Source organism: Enterobacter sp. CPE_E1241, assembly GCF_045618265.1.
Classification (GTDB): domain Bacteria; phylum Pseudomonadota; class Gammaproteobacteria; order Enterobacterales; family Enterobacteriaceae; genus Enterobacter; species Enterobacter adelaidei.
Window position 1 is genome coordinate 4,296,665 of record NZ_JBIWYV010000001.1, and the last position, 26,298, is coordinate 4,322,962.

Below are 26,298 nucleotides of genomic sequence, written 5' to 3' on the forward strand. Positions count from 1 at the left end.
TTCCCCCTCTGAAGAGAGGGGGAAAAATTCACGACACTTTGCTCGCCATAATCTCAATAATTTGCTGATCCGTTGCCTGCATTGAGCGGCACGCCAGCGCGCACAAGTTCGCTATTGACTGCTCTACATCGTGCGCCACGATCCCTTCATTTCCCGTCACAGCAGAATCATCCAGCGCCATCATCACCGCTTTCCAGCTACTTGCCACGCTGGTAGAAACCTTCATGGCGCAGCTGTTAGACGCCCCATCGCAGATCATCCCGCTGACGTCACCGATCATACTGCCAATCGCCATTGAGATAGTCTGGTAGCTTCCGCCCAACAGCCAGGCCATTCCTGCCGCAGCCCCCATCGCTGCCGTGGTAGCCGCACACAGTGCCGACAAACGTGGAAGCTGGGAATGAATGTAGATTGCCGAAAGATGTGACAACATCAGGGCTCGTGCGAGTCGTTCGTCATCAGCCTGAACGTGTTCAGCGACGACCACTACCGGCAGGGTAGCAGTGATCCCCTGATTCCCGGATCCTGAATTGCTCATCGCAGGTAGCGTCGCACCGCCCATCCTGGCGTCAGAGGCCGCGCTGGTGCGGATAACAATGTCCGACCCCAGATCCTGCGCCATCCACCCACGCGAGCGCTGTTTATTGAGTGTTGCGCCAATGTGCAGCCCCCACTTCCCGCTGAGCCCTTCACGGGAGAGGGCATCATTCAACTTTCCGGCCTCCAGGATAAAACGGATAGCCTCAAACGGAACGTGTTCCACAAACTCAAGGATCTGCGACAGCGTAGTGTTTGACAGCACCGCCAGCGGATCGTCACTCACTTCACCTTGCCGATCGTCAAGCGCAAAGCGCGTTGTCCCCTGGCAAACCACCTCCACTACTCGCGTATGTCCACCAGCGATAGTCACCATTGCCGAGGAATTCCCGGCGTAAACGCAGGCTCTGGAGTAAAGAATTTCATCGCACGGCGCCTGCAGTTTCACCTGCACCTGACCTGCATCCAGCAGAGCTTTAGCACGTGACAGCGCATCGGCAGTGACATCTTTCAACACCTCCAGCCCGGCCTGCGCGTTACCACCAATGGCCCCCAGTGCGGCCGCAATGGGTAACCCGACCATGCCGGTGCCCGGCACCGTCACGCCAAGCCCGTTTTTCATCAGATTCGGTGATACCCACGCCTCAATCTGCGTGACGTCACCCGGCAGATACGCCGCAGCAATCGCGCAGGCCAGCGCCAGAGACACCGGTTCGGTACACCCAAGTGCAGGTTTAACTTCTTCCTGCACCGTGCGAATAAATTGCTTCCATAAAGTTTGAGTTTGCTCAGACATCGTTACGACCTTATTTACCCTCAGGAGAATGCGAGGAAAGGAGAAACACAAAGCAGCAACCCGGTGATGACAATGATCACCAGCGATACGCCTTTATATTTGTGCAGCGCCGGGACTTTGTAGACCAGCCATGCAGGGATTAGGCAGCCCACCATGCCGAAGATGGGGCTACAAATAGAGGTGAAACTCAGCACCGGCGCGTTTAATACAATTGCGCTCCAGGCCAGCAGGATGGCGAACAGCATAATGCCGCGCTGAACGTGGTTTTCATTGATTTTTTCTGCCGGTAATTTGCGGCGCAGGATGTTCATCACGATACCCTGCGTAGCCTCGCGAAAGCCGAGATAGACCCCGAAGAATGCGGTCATTACGGCAAAGATATTCAGGATCACGCTGACAATCTTGACCCAGCCTGCACCATCACCACTGATAAACTGCGCCGCGATCGCCAGGGCAGAAATATTCTGTTCGTAAGCTTTTACCGCCTCATCGTGGCCCATTGCCAGCGTGAAGGAGACAGCATAGAAAAAGACCGTCACAAACAGCACGCCAAAAGCAATATTCATTGCCCGTAATGCTTTGTGCCGCGCCACTTCAACCGATTTTTCCCGTGAACGATAGGAGATGACCATCGGACTTAAGGTCTGAATAAAGAGAATGGACGTTAGGGTAAAAGGCAGCGTAATAATGGCGTTTTTAATCAGCAGGCCCATTGGTGGCAGCATGCCGACATTGGCTAAATGCCAAAGACCCATCATTGACAGCCCCAGCGCGGCAACCACGAATAATTTGGTCAGCACCATCAGGCTGGATACTTTAAACAGCAGTTGTTCACCGCGCGACGAAATGGCGACCAGAATGCAGATCAGGAATAAACCATAGAACGGGTTTTCCGAAAGCAGAGTGTCTGTGACACCAAAGGTATGTAAATACGAGGCGCTGTCGTTGGTGATGGCCGTGGAATAGACAAACATCCAGATCACCAGCATCACGAAATAGAGCGCGCCTAATAAGATGCCCCAGTTTTTACCTAAATAACCGCTAATGACGCTCGGGTAATCTTTGCATTCCGGGGATTCGGCCAGCGTATTAATAAACAGACGCTGGAACAGATACATGGCCGGGTAACCAATAATCGAGGAAAGTAAAAAGACCCACAGCCCCATTAATCCTACCTGTACCGGGAGAAAAACAATCCCCGCTCCGATAGCCATCCCGATACTCATGATGACCCAACCTGTGTCGGTGCTGTCGAATTTAATCGCCTCTTGCCATTCGCTTTCACGCATTCCCGCCCGTCTTGCCGCCGGGGAATCATTCACAATCACACTGCTGTTTGTTGCCGTATCCATTGGGCACTCGCTTATTTTGTAGGGTAAACAGTTGTTTTTATAGGATTCCGATCGCCAGCGATTGCGATTCAGACAGCTGCAGGTGTGTGTTATTGGTGTGGGAAGATCATATCTGGAGAGGGGGAGAAAAAAGTCACAATTTTCATAAGGATTTTCTGCATTTGGAGAAAAATCACCACCAAAAAAATAAAAAATAATTAAAAATTTCTAAAAGTGATGCAGATCAAAGAAACATGCCCTTCTGAAAATTAAATTTCGGAATTTATAAAGACGAATATTCTACTCTCTGCCCTCTGCTTTTTATAGGATGCCATTACAACGGATCACATGATAAACATGATTATTAAATGGATACTGTTGAAGAACTCAATGGAACGTACTTTTATAAAGGTGTATGTAATATATCTGCATCAGAGTTATTTTTTTGGATTTTTCTGGATGCCACCGACGAACAGTTTGGCGGATTAAAGGATGCTGTAATGATGGCCACTATGATTCTTGGTTTACCTATACTTGAAACCAGAACAAAACCTGAAACGGCTACAATTGGCACATCCGTGGCATCTAAGTACCTGCGAGATCTACTGAATGTACAACTACCACACCGACTACCTACAATTACACTTGCAAGTTTTAAATACCGAAAACCAATGTATACCAAAAACTTAGGTGCGTTCATCGGCCGATGGATACCTGCACTAGGGATTACCATACTTGCCGCAGATGTTGCAATGATAAGTTACAAAACGCTTTCACGATATAATATGATTGCTCAGCCTAAAGATCGGATTTGGTGATGATGGATAGTGAAACTGATGTTTTAAAATTCTTCAGGGACAATTTACCCGAACAAGGAACATTTTCGGGCAAGAGAATCCCGCTTGAAATAGATGATGTTTTACAGGATTACACCGATCTGGATGATATTGTATATGCCATTGAGAGATTCGAAAAAGAGTATCTTATCGAAGTTAACACCGAAAATTATTTCCCCTGGACTCAAACTTGGTTTTTCAGGAAATGGTTTACTAAAGAACCGGTTAAGCAAATATCAAAGCCATTGACAGTAAGAATGTTTGTTGAAGCGGTAAAGGCAGGCAAATGGATCCACGATTGATTTATAAAAGGAGTTTTTATAATGGCAGTACCTGTTCATGTTTGGTTTTATGATAATGGTGGTTCTCTCATTAAAGGTTCATGTGATGTTCAGGATCGTGAAGGGAGTATCGAAATAAGAGGCTTAACTCATAATTTGAGTATTCCGACAGATCCACTCTCCGGAAGATTAACCGGTACCAGAAAACACGCACCTTTCCTGTTCGAGAAGGAAATTGATAGCTCGTCTCCATACCTTTACAAGGCGGTAGCTACAGGACAAAACCTTAAGAAAGTTGAGTTCAGATATTACCGAATTAACGATGCTGGTTGGGAGGTCGAATATTTTAGAACAGTGCTGGAAGATGTTAAAGTTGTCTCTATCTCCCCTATTGTTAACGATACTCGTAACTGCCCTGGTACAGGTCACCTGGAATCTATTCAATTGCGCTACGAAAAAGCGACCTGGATCTATTGCGACGGGAATATTCAATTCTCTGATGCATGGAATGAACGGGCCTCGGCATGATTGTCAGCCTCATTCCTCACAGAATCTAATTGAAGCGATTCTGTGAGGTTCCATTTTATATGGTTGGTTCCTGGATCACTCGGCCAGCGCATTCGCCATATCGGTTCTAATCTGCTTACGCTGTTCCGGCGTCAGAACCTGGCTGACATCGAAGTAATATTTCACGCGGTAGTAACGGGTCTGCTCTTCAATTTTGCTGAAGGCAGCAAGCTGACTTTTCACCGTGTTTTCATCCCATTTTCCTGCCTGGAACATATCAATTAGCGCCCGATCCTTTACGCCGGTCATTGGGATCTTGCTGACATTTTGTTCCAGCTGATTATGCAGACCTTCAATCTTCTTAACCTGCTCATTGCTGAGCTTAAGGTGTTGTACCAGTGGATCCTGTGACGGTGACGGAGCAGCTTCCACGTTAGCGGCCTGCGCCGTAAAACTGCATGCTGCCAGCGATACTGCAACCAAAGCAATACGGGTCATTTTCATCATCTTACTGTCCTTACATTCTGTTATAGGGAAAAGCAGGAGCATTGTTTTTCAAGAGCGGATGAATATGTGTGAATAATTATATAAACAATTTTGTATGTTTAGCGGGCAAAAAAATGCCCCCTGTCAGGAAGGGGGCATGAAGGCTCATTTCGTCAGATTGACTGAGTGAACGTTCGCGAAATCACATCCTGCTGCTGCTCACGCGTCAGCGCATTAAAGCGCACCGCATACCCTGAAACGCGAATCGTCAGGTTTGGGTAATTCTCCGGATGCGCAATGGCATCCAGGAGCATTTCCCGGTTCATGACGTTGACGTTCAGATGCTGTCCGCCTTCGATAGCCGCTTCGTGGTGGAAGTAGCCGTCCAGTAGCCCCACCAGGTTGGTTTTGCGCACCAGTTCGTCCTTACCCAGCGCCTGCGGCACAATCGAGAAGGTATAGGAGATGCCGTCTTTCGCATAGGTGAACGGTAGCTTGGCAACCGACGTCAGCGAAGCCACCGCCCCTTTTCTGTCGCGGCCGTGCATCGGGTTCGCGCCTGGGGCAAACGGCGTGCCGCCGCGGCGTCCGTCCGGCGTGTTCCCGGTCTTCTGGCCGTACACCACGTTAGAGGTGATGGTGAGAATCGACTGGGTCGGTACTGCATTTCGGTAGGTTGGCAGCGCCTGGATTTTCTTCATAAAACGCTCAACCAGATCGCAGGCAATACTGTCCACGCGGTCGTCATTGTTGCCGTACTGCGGGTAATCACCTTCAATCACGAAATCAACCGCCAGACCGGTATGGTCACGCACCGGTTTCACCGTGGCATATTTAATGGCCGACAGGGAGTCCGCCGCTACCGACAGGCCGGCAATGCCGCAGGCCATGGTGCGGTATACGTCCCGGTCGTGCAGCGCCATCAGCGAGGCTTCGTAGCTGTACTTATCATGCATGTAGTGAATGAGATTCAGCGCGCTGATGTACTGCACCGCCAGCCAGTCCATAAAGTGATCGAGACTCTCCATCACGGTATCGTAATCCAGCACTTCATCCAGCAACGGCTCGGTTTTCGGGCCTACCTGGATCTTCAGTTTCTCATCCATCCCGCCGTTGATTGCGTACAGCAGCGTTTTCGCCAGGTTGGCGCGGGCGCCAAAGAACTGCATCTGCTTGCCGATCACCATCGGGCTGACGCAGCAGGCTATCGCGTAGTCGTCACTGTTGAAGTCGGCCCGCATCAGGTCGTCGTTCTCATACTGCAGCGACGAGGTGACGATCGACACCTGCGCGGCATATTTCTTGAACGCAATCGGCAGTTTTTCAGACCAGAGGATCGTCAGGTTTGGCTCCGGCGCTGGTCCCATGGTGTGTAGGGTGTGTAAATAGCGGAAGCTGTTTTTGGTCACCAGCGTGCGCCCATCCAGCCCCATGCCGCCGATCACTTCCGTCGCCCAGATCGGATCGCCGGAGAAGAGCGTATCGAACTCCGGCGTACGCAGGAAACGCACCATGCGGATCTTCATAATGAAGTGGTCGATCAACTCCTGTGCCTGGACCTCATTCAGACGCCCGGCCTGCATGTCACGTTCAATATAAATATCGAGGAACGAGGCCGTACGCCCCAGCGACATCGCCCCGCCATTTTGAGATTTCACCGCCGCCAGGTAGGCAAAGTAAACCCACTGCACAGCTTCCTGGGCATTCATCGCCGGACGAGAAATATCAAAGCCATAGTTCGCCGCCATCTGCTGGATCTGCAGCAGCGCACGCTTGTGTTCCGCCAGCTCTTCGCGCAGGCGGATCGTCGCCTCCAGATCTTCGCCGCGCTCTAGCCTACCCTGCAGATCCGCAAACTGAAGTTCGCGCTCGCGCACCAGATAAGCGATCCCGTACAGCGCCACGCGGCGGTAATCGCCGATGATGCGTCCGCGTCCGTAGCCGTCCGGCAAACCGGTCAACACGCCGGATTTACGGCAGCGCATCATCTCCGGCGAATAGACGTCAAACACCCCCTGGTTGTGGGTTTTACGCAGGTCGGTAAACAGGTATTCAAACTGCGGATCCATTTCGCGGCCATAGGCTTCGAACGAGCTGCGGATCATGTTGATCCCGCCATACGGATGCAGGGCGCGTTTGAGCGGTTTGTCAGTCTGCAGGCCGACAATGGTCTCCAGATCCTGGTCGATATAGCCAGGCCCATGCGCGGTAATTGTGGTGGCGATGTTAGTATCAAAATCCACCGGGGCATGGGTGGCATTCTCCTGGCGAATGCCGACCATTACCTTCTGCCAGAGCGCCGTCGTTGCAGGCGTCGCCTGCGCGAGGAAAGCTTCATCGCCTTCATAAGGGGTGTAGTTATGCTGAATAAAATCGCGCACGTTGACGGCGTTTTTCCATTCTTCACCGCGAAACCCGGCCCATGCGTCGCTGTATGGCGCGACGCCTGTATCAATTGTTACTTTCATTTGATTCTCGCTTTATCAGGCGTAAGCCGCAGCCGGAGTCACCTTCCCAAGACGGAGGGCATCCAGCGCGATCATTTTTTCTTCATTGGTAGGGATCACCGCGCAGTCCACGCGGGACGAATCGGTGCTAATGACGCGTTCACCCGCACTGCCCGGCAGGGCGTTTTTAGCCTCATCGAGGGTGATACCGAAGACCTTGAGATGGTCAGCCACCAGCGTACGGATGAGCCTGGAGTTCTCGCCAATACCGCCGGTGAATACCACGCCATCCAGACGATGCAGCGACGCTGCGTGACCCGCGATATGTCGCGCGATGCGGTGTACAAAAGTGTGTATTGCCAGTTGCGACCGTTCATTGCCCTCGTGCCAGGCTTTTTCCAGCGCCCGCAGATCTGAGGAAATCCCGGAGATCCCCAGCAGACCGGACTCTTTGTTTACCACCCGCTCCAGATCCTCGAATGACTGACCTGTCTGCTGGGCAATCCACGCCATTGCGCCAAAATCCACATCGCCACAGCGCGTGCCCATCACCAGCCCCTCAAGCGGCGTCATCCCCATCGAGGTATCGACGCTTTCACCGTTGCGCACCGCGCAGATGGACGCCCCGTTGCCGAGATGGGCAATCACCAGGCCGCTGTCATCGGGGGACAGCCCGAGAAGCGTATGTGCCTGCCCGGCCACATAGCGATGAGAAGTGCCGTGGAAGCCGTAGCGACGCACGCCCAGCGCTTCAAAATAGCGGTACGGCAAACCATACAGATAGGCCTGCGGCGGCAGCGTCTGATGGAAGCTGGTATCGAACACTGCAACCTGCTGTATACCTGGGAACAGGCGCTCAGCGGCTTCTACACCGCTGAGATTGGCGTAGTTATGCAGTGGTGCCAGGGGAGAAACCTGACGGATCTGCTCAATCACCTTATCCGTAATCAGGGTCGACTCGCTGAAGAGGTCACCGCCATGAGCAATACGATGGCCAATCAAGGCCACGCTGCTCATCAGGTCACGCTTCTCCAGTTCCAGGGCGATGGCAGCCAACGCCCCTTCGTAGTCATGGTGAGCCAGTGTGGCTGGCTCACCCCCATTCACGGAAATAAAGGCTTTTTCAGTGTTGATGCCGTCTGCAATCCCCGTCATCAGGGCATCGCAACTGCTGGCATCGAGCACCGAAAACTTAACAGAGGACGAACCGCAGTTAATAACCAGTACAACCGGAAACTCAATCATGGTGTTACTCCGCTCTTCCTGAGCAATGATTTAGAACAGTTTGTAAACGATATTCAGAATGGTCAGCAGGCCAACAACCGTAACGAAGATGTTCTCGGGTCTGCCCTTAAATTTCGCCATAGCCGGTGCTTTGCGGATGGCATACATCGGCAACAGACACAGCAGAGAGGCGATGATTGGCGCACCCATGGCTTCGATAAGGTCGAGAATGTTCGGGTTGGCGTAAGCCACAACCCAGGTAGAGCCCATGATGAATACCATGCTGATGGTGTTCAGCTTGCCTACAGAGACTTTCTTCTTATCGCCCTTGTAACCGAACTTGAGGATCAGACCGTTCAGCCCTTCCAGCGTGCCCAGGTAGTGACCGAAGAAAGATTTGAAGATAGCGACCAGCGCAATGATGGAAGCACCGTATTCCAGCACCGTAGCAAACGTCGATTTGGTTCCCGACATGGAGGCGAAGTGGTTCGCCAGGTATGAAAGCACCGGAATGTTCTGCGCTTTGGCATCCGCCATGTTCTGCGGAGAGAGCGTAAACAGGCAGCTAAAGGCGAAGAACATCACCACAGCGACCATCAGCATGCTGGCGCGACCGATGATTTTGGAGCATTTCTGCTCGGTAAATTCTTTACCGAACTCAGGTTCGTACTCTTCGCGTTTGGAAACCACGAATGAGGAGACAATCGGCGAGAAGTTAAAGGAGAAGACCATGATGGAGATCCCCAGCCACACCGTGACCAGAATGCCGTCATGCCCGGTGAAAGCAATATCGCTCAGGTTGACCTGGTCGATAACCGCTGAGTTCCAGTAAGGGATCAGCGACAGGGAGATCAGCACCAGACTGGCGATAAACGGGAACACCAGGAAGCTCATGACCTTCACCATCAGGTCTTTACCGAACCAGATAACAAAGGCCATCAACAGCAGCAGGAACAGCGCCACCACGCCGCGGTTAAGCGCAGGTAGCTGGAGCTGGTTTTCCCAGAAAGTCATAAAGGTGTTAGTAATGGTGACACCGTAAATCCACAGCAGCGGGCAAATGGCGAAGAAGTAGAGGAAAGTGATGACCACCCCGCCGGTCTTACCGAAATGCTCTTCCACCGTTTCGGTGATGTTGCCAGAGACGTTGCTGCCGGACAGACAGAGACGCGCCAGCGCGCGGTGGCAGTAAAACGCAATCGGGAACGCAAGAACCAGCATCAGCAGGATGGGGATCAACCCACCAAAGCCTGCGCGGATAGGGAAGAACAGCACGCCTGCGCCAATAGCGGTACCAAACAGGCCCAGGGTCCAGGTGGTATCAGACTTACGCCAGGAGGACGTCTTTGTCTGACCAACGATAATGCTTTCTGTGTTGCTCATAGGTCACCTTTATGCGTCAACGAAGCCGGTAATTTGGGAAACACGAGAGAGGTCGATATTGCCGCCGGAAATAATGCAGACGGTTTTACGACCCTGAATATAGTGGTCAAGTTTGCCGCTTAATAACGCGGCACAGGCCAGCGCGCCTGCGCCTTCCGTCACCACTTTATTTCGCTGAATAAGGGCTATCATGCTGTTACGAATATCATCTTCACTGACCAGCACAATGTCATCGACTAATTCACGAACAATTTCGAAGGTTAATTTACCCGGGCGAGAAACATCGCAACCGTCGGCTAATGTACCGGTGACGCGATGATTTATAATCTCTCCGGCCTGCCAGGAGGCCGCCATTCCGTGAACGTTTTCAGACTGTACGCCGATAATATTAATCGTCGGATTGATGGATTTAATCGCTGTCGCAATCCCGGCAATTAATCCGCCGCCGCCAATAGGAACAATCACGTTATCCACGTCGTACAAATCTTCGAGAATTTCCAGGCCGATGGTGCCCTGGCCGGCAATCACTTTCGGATCGTCGTAAGGCGGAATAAAAATACGCCCTTCCATCTCAACGATCTCACTGACTTTAGCGATGGTATCGTTGAAATTATCACCGTGCAGCACGACTTCCGCCGAGTAGTCGCGCGTCGCGGCCACTTTGGATTTCGGCGCGCCCATTGGCATCACAACTTTGCCGTCGATACCGAGCATAGCACAGGAAAGGGACACCCCCTGCGCATGGTTTCCCGCGGAGCAGGCAACGACTCCTTTGCGTTTTTCAGCGTCAGTCAAAGAGCTTAATTTGTTAAACGCACCGCGGATCTTAAACGAACCGGTACGCTGCATGTTCTCAAACTTCAGGAATATTTCGCCCTTACAACGTTCACTGAGATAATTCGAACGCGGCATGCCAGTTTTATATATTTTACCTGCCAGTCGTTTTCTGGCGTCCTGAATATCTTCAATGGTTACCGGGAGATCGTAGGTAATGTGCATAATATCCTCGTTATAATAATTCATTCTTTTCGGGCAAAGTCAGGGTATCAGAGTATGAATAAAACAAACTCTGGGTGCTTTAAAACAGGTTTAATACTTATCTGGATTTTATTAAATCATCGTCGTCTTTCACTGGTGAGTGAAGCATATTGTTTTGCCAGTTCCACTAATACTGACGCTGATTTTTTAATTCTGTAATTTTTCGACCACACGGCGGCATAACGCGCCACGGGTAATTCATCTTCCACTGGCAGGACAATAAACTGATCGGAGCCGAACGGTGCAATCATGTCGCGGGGAATGACCGTCAAATAATCGGCATTCAGCACAAGGTTATAAATGGTGACAACGGAATCGGTCTGGACGATGTTTTCAATGCTGATGTGATTGTCTTGCAGGGTGGTCAGGAGTTCTTTGTAGTAGCCCATATCGGTTTGCGGCATCACCCACTGCTCATGTGTGAGCGATGCCAGTGTTGTCGAACCGGTGCACGTTCGTGTTTTACTGGCGACGAGTACAAACTCGGACTCAAACAGCGGTTCAACGTGCAGATCCTGCAGAAGCATTTCATCGCTCAGTGTTCCGATGGCAAAATCCAGTCGACCGTCGCGAATGGCCGGGAGGAAGGATGACAGCTGCGCTTCATACATTGAGACACGCGCTTTCGGGAACACTTCCTTGAATTTTTTGATCATTTCGGAAAGGAAGGTAAAGCCGATCAGAGACGGATAGCCAAAGGAGACATCCATAACGGTGCTGAAACTCAGGCTGTTGATCTCGCTCACCATGTTTTTCATCTCACGCGTGATCGACTCTGAGTATGAGAGCAGAACCTGGCCTGCGGCAGTCAGTTTTACGCCGGTGTTTTTACGCACCATCACTTCCACGCCGAAGTAGGACTCGATATCGCTGATGATTTTGCTGACCGCGGGTTGTGTCAGACCCAGTTGTCTTGCCGCAGAACCTATGGAGCCACTTTTAATGACTTCCTGAAATACCACGAGGTGCTGTGTTTTCGGTAGAATAATAGTGTTCATAATATTCTGCGCTTATTTCCCTATGACGGGGTGGATTCTACTCAATATTGTTTAAAGGGGTATGTGCTGTTACTCACAATTTGCTTTCCAGGACCGCTAACCCTCCGTGAAAAACACCATCAAATAACTTAACTATCAATAAGTTAACTCAAACAAAATACGTCGATACGCTGATATTGATCAACAAAAATAGCGGTAATAAATTTATTTTATGGCGATAACCCTGATAAATTTCTTTGGTCTAAAAAAATCAATAAAGGCTATCTTTCAGGCAATTAAAGGGCAATTAATAACCATTATTTGGTTATAACATTCTTTCAATTTATCAAATTTTTCAGGGCTGAATTTTCGGGTTTCTGAAAAAGAGTGGAATGCATCACATATTCACGGGGTAAATGTATTTGATTTCTAAATACGCATATCAAATCAGAAAACATTAGAGATCATAATGACAATATTCATAACAAATCCATAACACTGAGAATTCAGAATTTCTTAGCGTGAAATTTTGTGATTTCGATCCTCTACCGAGCCATGATTGAGTTATTAACCAATAAAATAGTGAAATGTGCTTAGCGTCGCAATTTTGAGAATTGATGTCATTTGTAAACATGACCAGGGTGGTTCAGAAAGCAAAAACCCCGCCGAAGCGGGGTTCACTAAAAGTTGAAACTGACCGATAAGGCGGCTTCGTTCAACAATACGCCAGGCATCTGAGGCGCTGGAGTTGTCTTGTGTTGCTGACTGTATCGCACTTTGTGTTTCAGAGTAAATCCCATCGATTTAAGTGCCTTTCACACCCAACCGTGCTCTATCGCAAAGATCAAAACCAGACCAATGCAGAGGAAAATCAGACTCACGACACCTAGATATATCTCCACATAGAACGGACCAATGAGTCTTTTTGGCAGCCCCCGGATGAAGTCCTTGTCATCATTTTTGGTCAGAATTGAATTGCGATTCCACAATAGAGGGATGTAGATAAACTGCACTTTCGTGCTATAGGCTATTTTGACGTAAAGCGTGTTGACGTTCTCGAACAACAATACAGCGTCGGGCAAGCTGCCGTATTTTTCTTTGTACAGAACGCAAATCTCTTTGAACCGTTTTCTGTTCAGGACTGAGGCTATTATGCTGGCAACCCCAAAAGCCATACCAACTAGCCACACGCCAACAGCAGCCTTATCCGCCGGACTAATCATCGCTGGTAGCCTCATATAACTTACGGCCAATAAATTTGCCACCCCAACCGAATGCTTTGTCGCTCAAGTATGCAATACCACCATTTACGCTGAGTGAGCAAAGCAGCGCTCCGGCTCCTCCGGCCTCTATGGTTGCAGCCCCCAGAACTACAGCGCAAACGGTATTCGCTGCGCCAGCACCAATAATCTTGGCTCCCACAGCTCCGCCTATCAGACTACCGGAAAATTCACCTATAGAAGTAAACGTCGTTTGTTCACAATCTCGACCAACAGTGCAGGCTTCAGTGATCTTCGCTGCGGTATCCAGTGCTGAAAGGCCAATGCCGATCTTCCCGGCTGTTTCCATCCACTTGACGTATTTTGCGAGCTTCTCGATGTGGGTGGCGTAACCTTCGATATCGCTAACGCCTGTTTCATTCCAGCGGTGGGTGATTGAACGGCTGGACAGGCCAAGGGCGCTTTTCAGATCGGTGTATTCATTGAACATGAAACGATGCTTCATGAACACCTTCAGCACGCTATCGAGTTGACCGAACAGGTGACGGCGTTCAACGAAGAATTGTTCACCGATCAGTGCGCCGCTGGTGATGTAATGGTTTTTATATGTTGTCTCAATCTCAACGAGAATTTTTTCTATTCTGCTGAAATAACCCTTAGCGGCTTCAGTAGCTTGCCCTGAATATCCGTAGGTGTCGCTTGCTGTACTGGCGGCAGCGGCGAACATCTCAATGGTATCTTTATGCCTGAAAAGGAAGCTGGCCTGCTGGATGGAGAGCGGCGCTAATGCTGCATCAACACGCGCTTTCGCTGCTTTCATATGGGCGATCTGTTCGTTGTCCTGCTTATCAGGGTCAACCACCAGCATAATAGAACCGGCTTTGTATCTTTCATCCGGACCGTTCAGCGTGGCAAATAGTTCTTTGGCTCCCGCTGGTGGGTTCTCAGTGAATAGCAGACGTTGCCAGGCTTCTGTTGTTCCACCGTATGGAATAACAACAAACCCGGCATCTATGCCCGTTTTCTTCTTTGCTGTTTGGGCGTGTTGTTCTGGCTCTGAACGAAATGTTGGCATCAGTGCAGCTGGGACAGGGGCCACTGCCGCTACACCTGAACATCCTGGCGACGATACTGTTTCTTTTTCATAGCAATCAGGTTTAGAGGGAATGAACTTCGCCTTGCACGGGCAGGAACTGATACTATCCAATGTTCCGGCTAACTGCTGCGTTTTATCCATAAATCCCTCAGTGCCCCCGATAATTTTGTAGGAAACACCTGGATTTTTTCCACAAGAAACAAAATCGCCTTCGCGGGCAGCATTAGCACCGTACCAGTCAATTTCCGGGGTTCCGGTTAAGATTTTGCCACCGCAGGTAGTTTTGTCCCCAACCCGAAGATAATAGCCTGTTGCCATAAGTCCCTCTACTTGCTATGGAAATAACAATGGTGGGCATTTTACAAGCAATAATCCTACAAACAACAAACGTCAGACTTAAGTAAAACTTAATTAGGTAATGTTCAATGGGTATACAGGAAGACCAGCAGACAAGATTCGGTAGAACAGAGTCATTTTGAACGCGAGAGCGATCTTACCATTGTAAATACGTAATGGAGGACAGGAAAAACACAACCGTTGATGCATCCCCTTTTTTACACCTGAGACACACCAACGATTGTTTTAGAAGAAGTTGAAACTGACCGATAAGCCGGGTTCTGTCGTGGACAGTCATTCATCTAGGCCAGCAATCGCTCACTGGCTCAAGCAGCCTACCCGGGTTCAGTACGGGCCGTACCATGTGAACCCCTATTTGGCCTTGCTCCGGGTGGAGTTTACCGTGCCACGGACTGTTACCAGCCGCGCGGTGCGCTCTTACCGCACCCTTTCACCCTTACCTGATCCCGCTTTCGCGGGCCATCGGCGGTTTGCTCTCTGTTGCACTGGTCGTGGGTTTCCCCCCCAGGCGTTACCTGGCACCCTGCCCTATGGAGCCCGGACTTTCCTCCCCTCCGCCCGTCTCCCCCGAAGGGGACGACGACGAAGCGGCGACTGTCTGGTCAGCTTCGGCGCGCAGTATAGAGGGTTTGCGCGCCGCTGTCACCCTCAGCTGTGGGCAAGAGGCGATTAACGCGCAACTTCGACCTTCGCTAGTTTTTCGTAGTAGCAGGCAATGGCACTGTGGTCGGCCGTCCCCATGCCATCGGCACGCAGGGCCTGCATCATTTCCATCACGGTGGCGGTCAGCGGCAGTTGTGCCCCCACACCGTGAGACGTATCCAGCGCATTTGCCAAATCTTTAATATGCAGGTCGATGCGGAAACCAGGTTTGAAGTTACGATCCATCACCATCGGTGCTTTGGCATCCAGCACGGTACTCCCCGCCAGACCGCCACGGATTGCCTGGTAGACCAGGTCTGGGTTGACGCCCGCTTTGGTTGCCAGCGTCAGCGCTTCGGACATCGCAGCGATATTCAGCGCCACAATCACCTGATTCGCCAGCTTGGTCACGTTACCCGCCCCGATGTCACCGGTGTGCACCACAGAGCCAGCCATCGCTTTCATCAGATCGTAGTATTTGTCGAAGATCGCTTTATCGCCGCCGACCATCACCGACAGCGTGCCGTCGATCGCTTTCGGTTCACCACCGCTGACCGGCGCATCCAGCATATCGACACCTTTCGCTTTCAACGCTTCGCTGATTTCACGGCTTGCGAGGGGGGCAATAGAGCTCATATCAATCAGTACCAGACCTGGCTTCGCACCGTCGATAATGCCATTCTCACCCAGAGCGACCTCTTTTACATGCGGAGAGTTTGGCAGCATGGTGATGATGACATCGCACTGCTCAGCAATGGCTCTGGCTGTGGTGGCCGTTTCGGCACCCGCAGCAATGACCTCAGCCACAGCTTGCGGATTATGGTCTGAAACCACCAGTGAGTAACCCGCTTTGATGAGGTTCTTACTCATTGGTTTACCCATGATCCCCAGGCCAATAAAACCGACTTTCAGCGTCATAATCTGTTTCCTCAATGATGGTTATTTTTTAAATGCGTCCGCTAATTTCTGCGTGGCTGAGCGGAATACGCCGAGGTCACTGCCGACAGCCACAAAGGTGGCGCCCCATTCCAGATAACGACGAGCGTCAGCTTCAACCGGTGCCAGAATGCCGAACGGTTTGCCATGGGCTTTAGCGCGGGCAAAGATGTGTTGAATGGCATGCTGTACGTCCGGGTGACCCGCATTACCCAGGTGTCCCAACGCCGCAGCCAGGTCGCTTGGGCCGACGAAGATACCGTCCACGCCGTGTGTGGCAGCAATGGCGTCGACGTTATCAATCCCCTGCTGGCTCTCAATCTGTACCAGAATGCAGATGTTGTTATTGGACTGAGCGAAGTAGTCCGGCACGGTGCCAAACATATTGGCGCGATGCGAAACGGATACACCGCGGATCCCTTCCGGGGGATAGCGCGTTGAGGCTACGGCCCGCGCTGCCTCTTCTTTCGTTTCCACAAACGGGATCAGGAAATTGTAGAAGCCGATATCCAGCAGACGTTTGATGATCACCGGTTCGTTGGTTGGCACACGCACCACCGGCGCACTCTGGCTACCTTTGAGTGCCATCAACTGCGGAATAAACGTATTGATGTCGTTCGGCGCATGCTCACCGTCCAGTACCAGCCAGTCGAAACCAGCCAGGCCCAGCACTTCGGTGCTGATGGGATTTGCCAGCGCGGACCAGCAACCAATCTGGATCTGATGCGCCGCGAGGGACGCTTTAAACTTATTTGGGAAAATATCGTTATTCATCGCGTTTACCTTTTTAATTCCGCAGCCTTATTCCGTATATTTATTGCCAGCGTTATATTTATTTTCTGACTTAATTTCGGCGTTATAAAATCGTCATTCAGTATAATCCGCATATCACCGCGACACATTGTTTTAATGCTCAGGTATTATGGTTCTTTTTGATAATATTTTGAGCATTTGCACGAATCACTGCGCGCTGATGCACAGAATCAGGCATGACGGGTTCTGAGTCGATCGAGATCACATTCTCGTTCCTTATCTCCTGACATGCTTTATTTCTGCCATAAGAAAATTGGCTGCATTTATTATCAGACTCTTGCTGGAGAATACTGAACAATGGCCGATATTGAAATTCGACAAGCGTCGCCGAGGGCGTTTTATATAAAAGTCCACGACACCGATAATGTGGCGATTATTGTCAACGACAATGGCTTAAAAGCGGGAACCCGTTTCCCGGACGGGCTGGAGTTGATTGAGCATATTCCGCAGGGACATAAAGTTGCGCTTGTGGATATCCCCGCTCACGGTGAAATTGTGCGTTACGGAGAGGTAATTGGTTACGCCGTTCGCGCCATTCCTCAGGGTAGCTGGGTTGAAGAGTCGCTGGTCGAGCTGCCAAAAGCGCCGCCCCTGAACACACTCCCGCTGGCAACCCGCGTGCCTGAACCACTCCCTCCACTGGAAGGCTATACCTTCGACGGTTATCGCAATGCCGACGGTAGTGTCGGTACCAAAAATCTGCTCGGCATTACCACCAGCGTGCACTGTGTGGCAGGCGTGGTGGATTATGTGGTGAAAATTATTGAACGCGACCTGCTGCCGAAATACCCGAACGTGGATGGCGTGGTCGGCCTGAATCACCTTTATGGCTGCGGTGTGGCCATCAATGCACCGGCGGCCGTTGTGCCTGTCCGTACCATTCACAATATCGCCCTAAACCCGAACTTCGGCGGCGAGGTGATGGTCATTGGCCTCGGCTGTGAAAAGCTTCAACCTGAACGCCTGCTGCAGGGGACCGAGGACGTGAAAGCTATCCCGGTCAGCGATGCCAGTATCGTGCGTTTGCAGGACGAGCACCACGTCGGTTTTAGATCGATGGTCGACGATATTCTTCAGGTGGCAGAACGCCATCTGGATAAGCTGAACAAACGCCAGCGTGAAACCTGCCCGGCCTCTGAGTTGGTGGTAGGAACACAGTGCGGCGGCAGCGATGCGTTTTCCGGCGTGACCGCCAACCCGGCGGTAGGCTACGCGTCCGATCTGTTTGTTCGCTGTGGTGCCACGGTGATGTTCTCCGAAGTGACTGAAGTGCGTGACGCTATCCATCTGCTTACCCCTCGCGCCATCAATGAAGAGGTAGGTAAGCGTCTGCTTGAGGAGATGGCCTGGTACGATAACTATCTCGATATGGGCAAAACCGACCGTAGCGCCAACCCCTCTCCGGGGAATAAAAAAGGTGGACTGGCGAACGTGGTGGAAAAAGCCCTCGGCTCGATTGCGAAATCTGGCCAGAGCGCCATTGTTGAAGTCCTTTCGCCGGGCCAGCGTCCAACCCGACGCGGCCTGATTTACGCGGCAACCCCGGCCAGCGATTTTGTTTGCGGCACGCAACAAGTCGCGTCTGGTATTACAGTGCAGGTCTTTACCACCGGACGCGGCACGCCGTACGGCCTGATGGCGGTTCCGGTGATCAAGATGGCAACCCGCACGGAGCTTGCAAACCGCTGGTATGACTTAATGGATATCAACGCGGGCACTATCGCCACCGGGGAAGAGAGCATTGAAGAGGTGGGCTGGAAACTGTTCCACTTTATTCTGGATGTGGCGAGCGGTCGCAAGCAAACCTTTTCTGACCAATGGGGATTACATAATCAGCTGGCGGTGTTTAACCCGGCGCCCGTGACCTGATTAACATCGACCCTCTCCCCCATCGGGAGAGGGTCACAATTATTCCTTAACCAACACCACGTCTATCCCAATCTTGCGTAACCCTTCCAGACTTTCAGCCGGAATACCTTCGTCGACAATAATCATATCAATGCGTTGTGTATCAATGATTTTATGCAGGCTTGAGCGGTTAAATTTGCTGGAGTCAGTCACGACGATAATGCGTTCTGCCACTTCGCACATTTTGCGATTCAGACGGGCTTCATCTTCGTTATGCGTGCTTACGCCGCGATCGAGATCGATGGCATCGACGCCCAGGAACAGCATATCAAAATGGTAATTCTGTAAGGATTGCTCCGCCTGGTCGCCATAAAAAGATTGCGACTGACGGCGTAAATGCCCACCGGTCATCAGCAATTCCACCCCTTCCGCTTCCAGCAACGCGTTCGCGACATTCATGCCGTTGGTCATAGCAATCACGTCAGTATGCTGACGCAGCATACGGGCGATTTCAAACGTCGTGGTACCGGAATCCAGAATGATACGGTGTCCTGGCTTCACCAGCTCAGCGGCCACCTGCGCAATACTGCGCTTTACGGCCGTATTCAATGAACTTTTATCTTCCACTGAAGGTTCAACACCTTGCGCATGACCTTCACAAATCAATGCACCACCGTAGGCACGCACGGCAATGCCCTGCTTCTCAAGGAAGGCCAGGTCGTTGCGGATCGTTACCGTCGAAACACCATATAAATGAGAAAGATCGTTAACCTGCACGCTTCCCTGCGCCCGCAACCGCTGAATAATTTGCTCTCGCCTTTCACTGGTGCCGGTGATGCGCTTTTCTGCGGATGAATCGGTGCTGCTCATGCGAGCTCCTTAATCAATAAACTTTCGTTTCATTTCGTTTTGCCTATTAAGGCCTTTCTTTTACGGGAATGCAAGCCCTGTCTGACGACCAGTGGTAAGCTTACCCGGCGCTGAAACCTTTCATTATGTTTCTTTTGTGAAACAGATCGGAAAACTATTATCTTTCGTTTTATTTTTATACCACCATGATGCAGGATTAAATGAAACAAAACGAAAGATGAATGCCATCACCATCCGAAATGGAGAGGAAAGTGAAACATCTGACAGAAATGGTGGAACAACATAAACGGGGGAATTCAAACGGGATTTATGCCGTCTGTTCCGCACATCCACTGGTACTTGAAGCTGCAATTCGTTACGCCCACTCGCATCAGACGCCGCTATTAATTGAGGCCACCTCCAACCAGGTGGATCAGTTTGGTGGCTATACCGGCATGACGCCCGCTGATTTTCACGGGTTTGTTTGTCAGCTTGCGGAATCCCTTAATTTCCCGACTTCACAGTTGATCCTCGGCGGGGATCATCTGGGGCCCAACCGCTGGCAAAATCTACCTGCGGAACAGGCGATGGCAAATGCCGACGATCTGATCAAAAGCTATGTTGCTGCCGGGTTCAAAAAGATCCACCTCGACTGCAGTATGTCTTGCGAAGACGATCCGGTACCTTTAACCGACGCAATCGTCGCAGAGCGTGCTGCACGTCTGGCGAAAATTGCCGAAGAGACCTGTCGTGAACAGTTTAGCGTGTCTGACCTGGTCTACGTTATCGGCACTGAAGTGCCTGTTCCCGGAGGGGCGCATGAAACCCTGAATGAACTCGACGTCACCACACCGGAAGCGGCACGCGCCACGCTTGAAGCACACCGTCACGCTTTCGAAAAAGAAGGTTTAAACGCTATCTGGCCGCGCATTATTGGCCTGGTCGTTCAGCCTGGCGTTGAGTTTGACCATGCCCATGTGTGCGACTACCAACCACACAAGGCCGTCGCGCTGAGCAAAATGGTGGAAGCGTACGACACGCTGGTGTTTGAAGCGCACTCCACCGATTACCAGACGCCGCAAGCGCTTCGCCAGCTGGTAAAAGATCACTTCGCGATCCTGAAAGTCGGCCCAGCTTTGACCTTCGCTCTGCGAGAAGCGTTGTTCTCACTGGCCGCCATCGAAGAAGAACTGCTGCCTGCCAAAGCCAGTTCTGGCCTGCGTCACGTACTGGAAAACGTGATGCTCGATCGCCCGGAATACTGGCAAAGCCATTACCACGGTGACGGCAATGCACGACGCCTGGCGCGCGGCTATAGCTACTCTGACCGCGTCCGCTATTACTGGCCAGACAGCCAGATTGACGATGCCTTTGAGCGACTGGTACGCAACCTGGCTGACGACCCTCTCCCGCTGCCACTGATTAGCCAGTACCTGCCGTTGCAGTACAGCAAAGTTCGCGAGGGTGCTCTCAAGTCAACGCCACGGGAACTCATCATCGACCACATTCAGGACATACTTCAGCAGTACCACGCCGCCTGCGAAGGCGTAACGACTCAACACGCATAATTAAAAAGAGGAAAACGCTATGCCAAACATTGTTTTATGCCGCATCGACGAACGTCTGATCCACGGTCAGGTGGGTGTGCAGTGGGTGGGGTTTGCGGGGGCAAACCTGGTGCTGGTCGCTAACGATGAGGTTGCAGAAGATCCGGTTCAACAAAACCTGATGGAAATGGTGCTCGCGGAAGGGATTGCCGTGCGCTTCTGGTCGCTGCAAAAAGTGATCGACAACATTCACCGCGCTGCCGACCGCCAGAAAATTCTGCTGGTCTGTAAATCACCCGCTGATTTTCTGACGCTGGTGGAGGGCGGCGTACCTGTCACCCGTATCAATGTAGGCAACATGCACTATGCCAATGGCAAACAACAAATTGCCAAAACGGTCTCTGTCGACGCAAACGATATCACTGCGTTCAACGGTCTGAAATCTGCCGGAGTGGAATGCTTCGTTCAGGGCGTTCCAACAGAAACTGCTTTGGATCTCTTTAAACTGCTCTGAGGGATTCACAATGGAAATCAGTCTGTTGCAGGCACTGGCGTTGGGCGTTCTCGCCTTTATCGCCGGCCTGGATATGTTTAACGGCTTAACACATATGCACCGCCCGGTGGTACTCGGGCCGTTGGTTGGCCTGATTCTGGGCGATCTACACACCGGTATTTTGACCGGCGGTACGTTAGAACTGGTCTGGATGGGACTGGCACCGCTGGCAGGCGCACAGCCACCAAACGTGATTATCGGCACGATTGTAGGCACAGCGTTTGCTATCAGCACGGGCGTGAAGCCGGAAGTTGCCGTTGGCGTCGCCGTCCCGTTTGCCGTTGCGGTACAGATGGGGATCACGTTCCTCTTCTCGGTGATGTCCGGCGTGATGTCGCGCTGCGATCGCATGGCGGCCAATGCGGATACTAACGGTATTGAACGGGTCAACTATCTGGCACTGCTGGCCCTCGGTATCTTCTACTTCCTGTGTGCTTTCCTGCCGATTTACTTCGGTGCAGAACACGCGAAAACCGCCATTGACGTTCTGCCGGCACGATTGATTGATGGTCTTGGCGTCGCGGGCGGCATCATGCCAGCTATCGGTTTTGCCGTACTGCTGAAAATCATGATGAAAAACGTCTACATCCCTTACTTCATTATCGGTTTTGTGGCCGCAGCCTGGCTCAAACTTCCGGTACTGGCGATTGCCGCTGCTGCCCTGGCAATGGCACTTATCGACCTGATGCGTAAATCACCTGAACCGACAGCACCTGCGTCCCGGAAAGAGGAATTCGAAGATGGCATCTAATCAAACAACTTTGCCTGGCGTTTCTGAAAGCGAAGAGACCCTGCTCACTGGCGTGAATGAGAACGTCTACGAAGACCAAAGTATCGGTGCCGAGCTAACGAGAAAGGACATTAACCGCGTAGCCTGGCGTTCCATGCTGCTGCAGGCCTCGTTTAACTACGAACGTATGCAGGCCTCCGGCTGGCTGTATGGCTTACTGCCTGCGCTGAAAAAGATCCACACCAACAAGCGGGATCTGGCGCGTGCCATGAAAGGTCACATGGGCTTCTTCAACACCCATCCGTTCCTGGTGACCTTCGTTATCGGCATCATCCTGGCCATGGAGCGCTCCAAGCAGGATGTGAACAGCATCCAGAGCACCAAAATAGCCGTGGGTGCACCACTCGGCGGTATTGGCGACGCCATGTTCTGGCTAACTTTGCTGCCCATATGCGGTGGGATTGGCGCAAGCCTGGCGTTGCAGGGTTCCATTCTGGGCGCCGTGGTCTTTATCGTACTGTTTAACGTGGTACATCTTGGCCTGCGTTTTGGTCTGGCGCATTACGCTTACCGGATGGGCGTCGCAGCGATCCCGCTGATTAAGGCCAACACCAAAAAAGTTGGTCACGCGGCCTCTATCGTCGGGATGACGGTGATTGGCGCGCTGGTGGCAACCTATGTCCGCCTTAATACCACGCTCGAAATAAAGGCCGGTGATGCCGTCGTCAAACTGCAGGCCGACGTTATCGACAAGCTGATGCCTGCCTTCCTGCCACTGGTCTATACCCTGACTATGTTCTGGCTGGTACGCCGCGGCTGGAGCCCACTGCGTCTGATTGGTATCACCGTGGTGCTCGGTGTTGTCGGTAAATTCTGTCACTTCCTGTAAAAGCAAAGAGGTTACGATGTTAGGCATTATTTTGACGGGGCACGGCGGTTTTGCCAGCGGGCTTGAGCAGGCGATGAAGCAGATCCTTGGCGAGCAACCGCAGTTTATCGCCATTGATTTTCCGGAGACCTCCACCACGGCGCGGCTGACCACCCAGCTTGAGCAGGCGGTGAGCGAGCTCAATGCAGAGCACGATATTGTATTTCTCACCGACCTGCTGGGCGGTACGCCGTTCCGCGTGGCGTCAACGCTCGCGATGCAAAGACCGGGCAGCGAAGTGATTACCGGCACCAACCTGCAGCTGCTGCTGGAGATGGTGCTGGAGCGCGACGGTTTAAGCAGCGAAGCATTTCGATTGCAGGCGCTGGAGTGCGGACATCGTGGGCTGACGAGCCTGGTAGACGAGCTGGGGCGCTGCCGTGAGGAAGCGCCTGCTGAGGAAGGCATATGAGCCAGCTGTTACGCGCTCGCCGCGTGCTCACCGAACTGGGCTGGTTTGAAGACCACCAGCTACGTATTGAAAGTGGGATCATCACGGCGATTGAGCCAATCCCCGTGGGCATTACGTCGCGCGATGCTGAGCTACTTTGCCCGGCCTATATTGATACGCACGTTCACGGCGGTGCGGGTGTGGATGTCATGGATGACGCGCCCGACGTACTGGATACTCTGGCGATACATAAAGCGCGTGAAGGCGTGGGCGCATTTCTGCCCACTACCGTCACCGCGCCGCTGGAGGCCATACACGGCGCACTTATGCGTATCGCCCGGCGCACTCGCTACGGCGGCCCCGGCGCGCAGGTTCTGGGAAGCTATCTTGAAGGTCCGTACTTTACGCCGCAAAACAAAGGGGCACACCCGCCGGAGCTTTTTCGGGAGCTGGATATCGCTGAGCTGAACGCACTGATTGAGGTTTCGCAAAACACACTACGCGTGGTGGCGCTTGCGCCGGAAAAACCTGGCGCATTACAGGCGATTCGCCACCTTAAACAGCACGGTTTACGCGTGATGCTGGGCCATAGCGCCGCCACTTACGATCAAACCCTGGCCGCTTTTGACGCAGGTGCTGATGGGTTGGTCCACTGCTACAACGGTATGACGGGGTTACATCACAGGGAACCCGGCATGGTTGGCGCTGGGCTGACAGACAAACGTGCATGGCTGGAGCTGATTGCCGATGGTCACCATGTCCACCCTGGAGCCATGCGTCTGTGCTTCTGCTGCGCGAAAGACCGCGTGGTGCTGATCACCGATGCAATGCAGGCTGCTGGTATGCCTGACGGGGACTACACCCTGTGCGGTGAAGAGGTCTGCATGCAAAATGGTGTCGTGCGTACCGCCACCGGTGGCCTGGCGGGGAGTACGCTCTCGCTGGATGCCGCCGTCCGCAATATGGTGGAGCACGCAGGCATCACCGCTGAAGACGCGATCCATATGGCCTCGCTGCACCCTGCAAGGCTGCTGGGTATTGATAACCAGCTCGGGTCGTTAGCATCAGGCAAACACGCCACGCTCATCGCGCTGGACGGTGGTTTACACCTCCAGCGGATCTGGATTCAGGGCCAGGCTCTTCCCCTTTAGCCCTTTCATTGTGTCTCCTGTTGGCCTTACGGCGCGAGATCGTAAGGCCTTTCTTTTCCTTTCCTTCTTCATTGCCTTTCCTTTTGCGATCACACTTTTCGTTTTATTTCTTTTCTTTCATTGAACTTTCGATTTCTTTTCTATAGATTTTATTTAACTGCTCAAGTGAACAAGTGAAACGAAACGAAAGATAGCGACATATTTGCCAGCGTCTGATGTGGAATTCACACGACTAAGGACTGAGTTATGCCACAAATCACTACCGCCACAACTGGCACCTGGACCGAAGAAGAGATCCGTCAGCAGCCTGCGAGCTGGATCCGATCGCTCAGCAACATTGATAGCCTGCGTTCGTCTATCGACGGTTTTCTGACTCCGCTGCTGCGCAAATCTGATCTGCGGATCGTCCTGACAGGGGCGGGCACATCTGCCTTTATCGGCGACATTATTGCGCCATGGCTTGCCAGCCACACCGGGAAAAACTTCACCGCCGTACCAACAACTGACCTGGTGACGAACCCAATGGATTACTTCAGCCCTGCGCATCCATTGTTGCTGATTTCGTTTGCCCGCTCCGGCAACAGCCCGGAAAGCGTGGCGGCTGTAGAACTGGCCAATCAGTTTGTGCCGGAATGCTACCACCTGTCGATCACCTGCAATGAAGCAGGCAGTTTGTACCAGAATGCCGTCAACAGCGATAACGCCTTTGCCCTGCTGATGCCAGCCGAAACGCACGATCGCGGCTTCGCGATGACCAGCAGTATCACCACCATGATGGCAAGCTGTCTGGCGGTTTTCGCCCCGGAGACGATCAACAGCCAGACCTTCCGCGACGTAGCCGATCGCTGCCAGGCGATCCTGACGTCGCTCGGCGATTTCAGTCAGGATGTCTTTGGCAATGCGCCATGGAAGAGGATCGTCTACCTGGGAAGCGGTGGCCTGCAGGGTGCCGCGCGTGAGTCAGCGCTGAAGGTGCTGGAACTGACGGCGGGAAAACTGGCAGCATTCTACGACTCTCCTACCGGTTTCCGTCATGGGCCGAAGTCGCTGGTGGATCACGAAACGCTGGTGGTGGTGTTTGTCTCCAGCCATCCGTATACGCGTCAGTACGATCTCGATCTGCTGGCCGAACTGCGTCGCGATCGCCAGGCCCTGCGCGTGGTGGCTATCGCCGCTGAAGCGGATCCGGTTATTGAAGCGGGTCCGCACATCCTGCTACCGCCTTCTCGTTCGTTTATCGATATGGAACAGGCGTTCTGCTTCCTGATGTATGCCCAGGTCTTTGCACTTTCCCAGTCGCTCAGCGTAGGCAACACCCCCGATACACCATCCGCCAGCGGCACGGTCAACCGTGTGGTTCAGGGCGTTGTTATTCATCCGTGGCAGGCTTAAGA

The 26,298-nt window shown here is 52.2% G+C and carries 24 protein-coding genes and 1 other RNA gene; 11 read left to right on the top strand and 14 right to left on the bottom strand.

Annotated features, from left to right (window positions below):
- Window positions 1-28 precede the first annotated feature (28 nt).
- Window positions 29-1,333 carry a serine dehydratase subunit alpha family protein gene (locus ACJ9Y9_RS21010; protein WP_028017090.1) on the bottom strand — a complete coding sequence of 435 codons (1,305 nt, stop codon included), beginning with the start codon at window positions 1,331-1,333 and terminating at the stop codon, window positions 29-31.
- Window positions 1,334-1,353: 20 nt separating this feature from the next.
- Window positions 1,354-2,685, bottom strand: a complete 1,332-nt coding sequence (locus ACJ9Y9_RS21015; RefSeq protein WP_028017089.1) for an amino acid permease — start codon at window positions 2,683-2,685, stop codon at window positions 1,354-1,356.
- Between the two features lie 347 nt (window positions 2,686-3,032).
- On the opposite strand from ACJ9Y9_RS21015, the gene ACJ9Y9_RS21020 reads away from it, so the two are divergent.
- Genes ACJ9Y9_RS21020 through ACJ9Y9_RS21030 form a run of 3 tightly spaced genes read left to right on the top strand, consistent with a single transcriptional unit; the run spans window position 3,033 to window position 4,309 of the window.
- On the top strand, window positions 3,033-3,482 hold the full coding sequence (locus tag ACJ9Y9_RS21020) for an STM2901 family protein (protein WP_028017088.1): 450 nt from the start codon (window positions 3,033-3,035) through the stop codon (window positions 3,480-3,482).
- A 2-nt stretch (window positions 3,483-3,484) separates the two neighbouring features.
- Window positions 3,485-3,802 carry a DUF1493 family protein gene (locus ACJ9Y9_RS21025; RefSeq protein WP_028017087.1) on the top strand — a complete coding sequence of 106 codons (318 nt, stop codon included), beginning with the start codon at window positions 3,485-3,487 and terminating at the stop codon, window positions 3,800-3,802.
- Window positions 3,803-3,823: 21 nt separating this feature from the next.
- Window positions 3,824-4,309 carry a type VI secretion system tube protein TssD gene (locus ACJ9Y9_RS21030; RefSeq protein WP_028017086.1) on the top strand — a complete coding sequence of 162 codons (486 nt, stop codon included), beginning with the start codon at window positions 3,824-3,826 and terminating at the stop codon, window positions 4,307-4,309.
- 75 nt (window positions 4,310-4,384) lie between these two features.
- Here ACJ9Y9_RS21030 and ACJ9Y9_RS21035 read toward each other — a convergent pair whose 3' ends face one another.
- The 11 genes from ACJ9Y9_RS21035 to garL all read right to left on the bottom strand — a co-directional run bounded on the left by ACJ9Y9_RS21035 (window position 4,385) and on the right by garL (window position 16,868).
- Window positions 4,385-4,795: a Spy/CpxP family protein refolding chaperone gene (locus tag ACJ9Y9_RS21035; RefSeq protein WP_028017085.1), complete on the bottom strand. Its 411-nt coding sequence runs from the start codon at window positions 4,793-4,795 to the stop codon at window positions 4,385-4,387.
- A gap of 152 nt (window positions 4,796-4,947) precedes the next feature.
- Entirely contained in the window at window positions 4,948-7,242 is a 2,295-nt protein-coding gene (gene pflB, locus ACJ9Y9_RS21040) for a formate C-acetyltransferase (protein ID WP_028017084.1), read from the bottom strand.
- 15 nt (window positions 7,243-7,257) lie between these two features.
- Window positions 7,258-8,466, bottom strand: a complete 1,209-nt coding sequence (tdcD, locus tag ACJ9Y9_RS21045) for a propionate kinase (protein WP_028017083.1) — start codon at window positions 8,464-8,466, stop codon at window positions 7,258-7,260.
- Window positions 8,467-8,496: 30 nt separating this feature from the next.
- A complete protein-coding gene (gene tdcC / locus ACJ9Y9_RS21050) occupies window positions 8,497-9,828 on the bottom strand; it encodes a threonine/serine transporter TdcC (protein ID WP_028017082.1) in 1,332 nt (443 codons plus the stop codon).
- 9 nt (window positions 9,829-9,837) lie between these two features.
- Entirely contained in the window at window positions 9,838-10,827 is a 990-nt protein-coding gene (gene tdcB / locus ACJ9Y9_RS21055; protein ID WP_028017081.1) for a bifunctional threonine ammonia-lyase/L-serine ammonia-lyase TdcB, read from the bottom strand.
- A gap of 116 nt (window positions 10,828-10,943) precedes the next feature.
- Window positions 10,944-11,864, bottom strand: coding sequence for a transcriptional regulator TdcA (tdcA, locus tag ACJ9Y9_RS21060; RefSeq protein ID WP_028017080.1), 921 nt, complete (start codon window positions 11,862-11,864; stop codon window positions 10,944-10,946).
- A 794-nt stretch (window positions 11,865-12,658) separates the two neighbouring features.
- Entirely contained in the window at window positions 12,659-13,066 is a 408-nt protein-coding gene (locus tag ACJ9Y9_RS21065; RefSeq protein WP_028017079.1) for a hypothetical protein, read from the bottom strand.
- A complete protein-coding gene (locus tag ACJ9Y9_RS21070) occupies window positions 13,059-14,477 on the bottom strand; it encodes a PAAR domain-containing protein (protein WP_407226222.1) in 1,419 nt (472 codons plus the stop codon). Before ACJ9Y9_RS21070 ends, ACJ9Y9_RS21065 begins: the two co-directional genes overlap by 8 nt.
- Before the next feature lie 272 nt (window positions 14,478-14,749).
- Window positions 14,750-15,126: RNase P RNA component class A (rnpB, locus tag ACJ9Y9_RS21075), an RNA gene on the bottom strand.
- Window positions 15,127-15,185: 59 nt separating this feature from the next.
- Entirely contained in the window at window positions 15,186-16,076 is an 891-nt protein-coding gene (garR, locus tag ACJ9Y9_RS21080) for a 2-hydroxy-3-oxopropionate reductase (RefSeq protein WP_028017078.1), read from the bottom strand.
- A 21-nt stretch (window positions 16,077-16,097) separates the two neighbouring features.
- Complete coding sequence (gene garL, locus ACJ9Y9_RS21085; protein WP_028017077.1) at window positions 16,098-16,868, bottom strand: 2-dehydro-3-deoxyglucarate aldolase; 771 nt, start codon at window positions 16,866-16,868, stop codon at window positions 16,098-16,100.
- 336 nt (window positions 16,869-17,204) lie between these two features.
- Between garL and garD the strand changes: the two genes are divergently transcribed.
- Window positions 17,205-18,776 (top strand): galactarate dehydratase, encoded by a 1,572-nt coding sequence (garD, locus tag ACJ9Y9_RS21090; protein ID WP_028017076.1) that lies wholly within the window; start codon window positions 17,205-17,207, stop codon window positions 18,774-18,776.
- 39 nt (window positions 18,777-18,815) lie between these two features.
- Here garD and ACJ9Y9_RS21095 read toward each other — a convergent pair whose 3' ends face one another.
- Window positions 18,816-19,625 carry a DeoR family transcriptional regulator gene (locus ACJ9Y9_RS21095; RefSeq protein WP_028017075.1) on the bottom strand — a complete coding sequence of 270 codons (810 nt, stop codon included), beginning with the start codon at window positions 19,623-19,625 and terminating at the stop codon, window positions 18,816-18,818.
- Between the two features lie 239 nt (window positions 19,626-19,864).
- Between ACJ9Y9_RS21095 and kbaZ the strand changes: the two genes are divergently transcribed.
- The 7 genes from kbaZ to ACJ9Y9_RS21130 all read left to right on the top strand — a co-directional run bounded on the left by kbaZ (window position 19,865) and on the right by ACJ9Y9_RS21130 (window position 26,296).
- On the top strand, window positions 19,865-21,172 hold the full coding sequence (gene kbaZ, locus ACJ9Y9_RS21100; protein WP_032666810.1) for a tagatose-bisphosphate aldolase subunit KbaZ: 1,308 nt from the start codon (window positions 19,865-19,867) through the stop codon (window positions 21,170-21,172).
- 19 nt (window positions 21,173-21,191) lie between these two features.
- Window positions 21,192-21,665, top strand: coding sequence for a PTS N-acetylgalactosamine transporter subunit IIB (gene agaV, locus ACJ9Y9_RS21105; RefSeq protein ID WP_028017073.1), 474 nt, complete (start codon window positions 21,192-21,194; stop codon window positions 21,663-21,665).
- 10 nt (window positions 21,666-21,675) lie between these two features.
- Window positions 21,676-22,455, top strand: a complete 780-nt coding sequence (gene agaW, locus ACJ9Y9_RS21110; protein ID WP_028017072.1) for a PTS N-acetylgalactosamine transporter subunit IIC — start codon at window positions 21,676-21,678, stop codon at window positions 22,453-22,455.
- Window positions 22,445-23,323 (top strand): PTS N-acetylgalactosamine transporter subunit IID, encoded by an 879-nt coding sequence (gene agaE / locus ACJ9Y9_RS21115; RefSeq protein ID WP_028017071.1) that lies wholly within the window; start codon window positions 22,445-22,447, stop codon window positions 23,321-23,323. The genes agaW and agaE overlap by 11 nt, the downstream gene beginning before the upstream one ends.
- A 16-nt stretch (window positions 23,324-23,339) precedes the next feature.
- Window positions 23,340-23,774, top strand: a complete 435-nt coding sequence (agaF, locus tag ACJ9Y9_RS21120; protein ID WP_028017070.1) for a PTS galactosamine/N-acetylgalactosamine transporter subunit IIA — start codon at window positions 23,340-23,342, stop codon at window positions 23,772-23,774.
- Window positions 23,771-24,904: an N-acetylglucosamine-6-phosphate deacetylase gene (nagA, locus tag ACJ9Y9_RS21125; protein ID WP_028017069.1), complete on the top strand. Its 1,134-nt coding sequence runs from the start codon at window positions 23,771-23,773 to the stop codon at window positions 24,902-24,904. Before agaF ends, nagA begins: the two co-directional genes overlap by 4 nt.
- Window positions 24,905-25,150: 246 nt before the next feature.
- Entirely contained in the window at window positions 25,151-26,296 is a 1,146-nt protein-coding gene (locus ACJ9Y9_RS21130; protein ID WP_028017068.1) for an SIS domain-containing protein, read from the top strand.
- The last annotated feature ends 2 nt before the right edge of the window (window positions 26,297-26,298 follow it).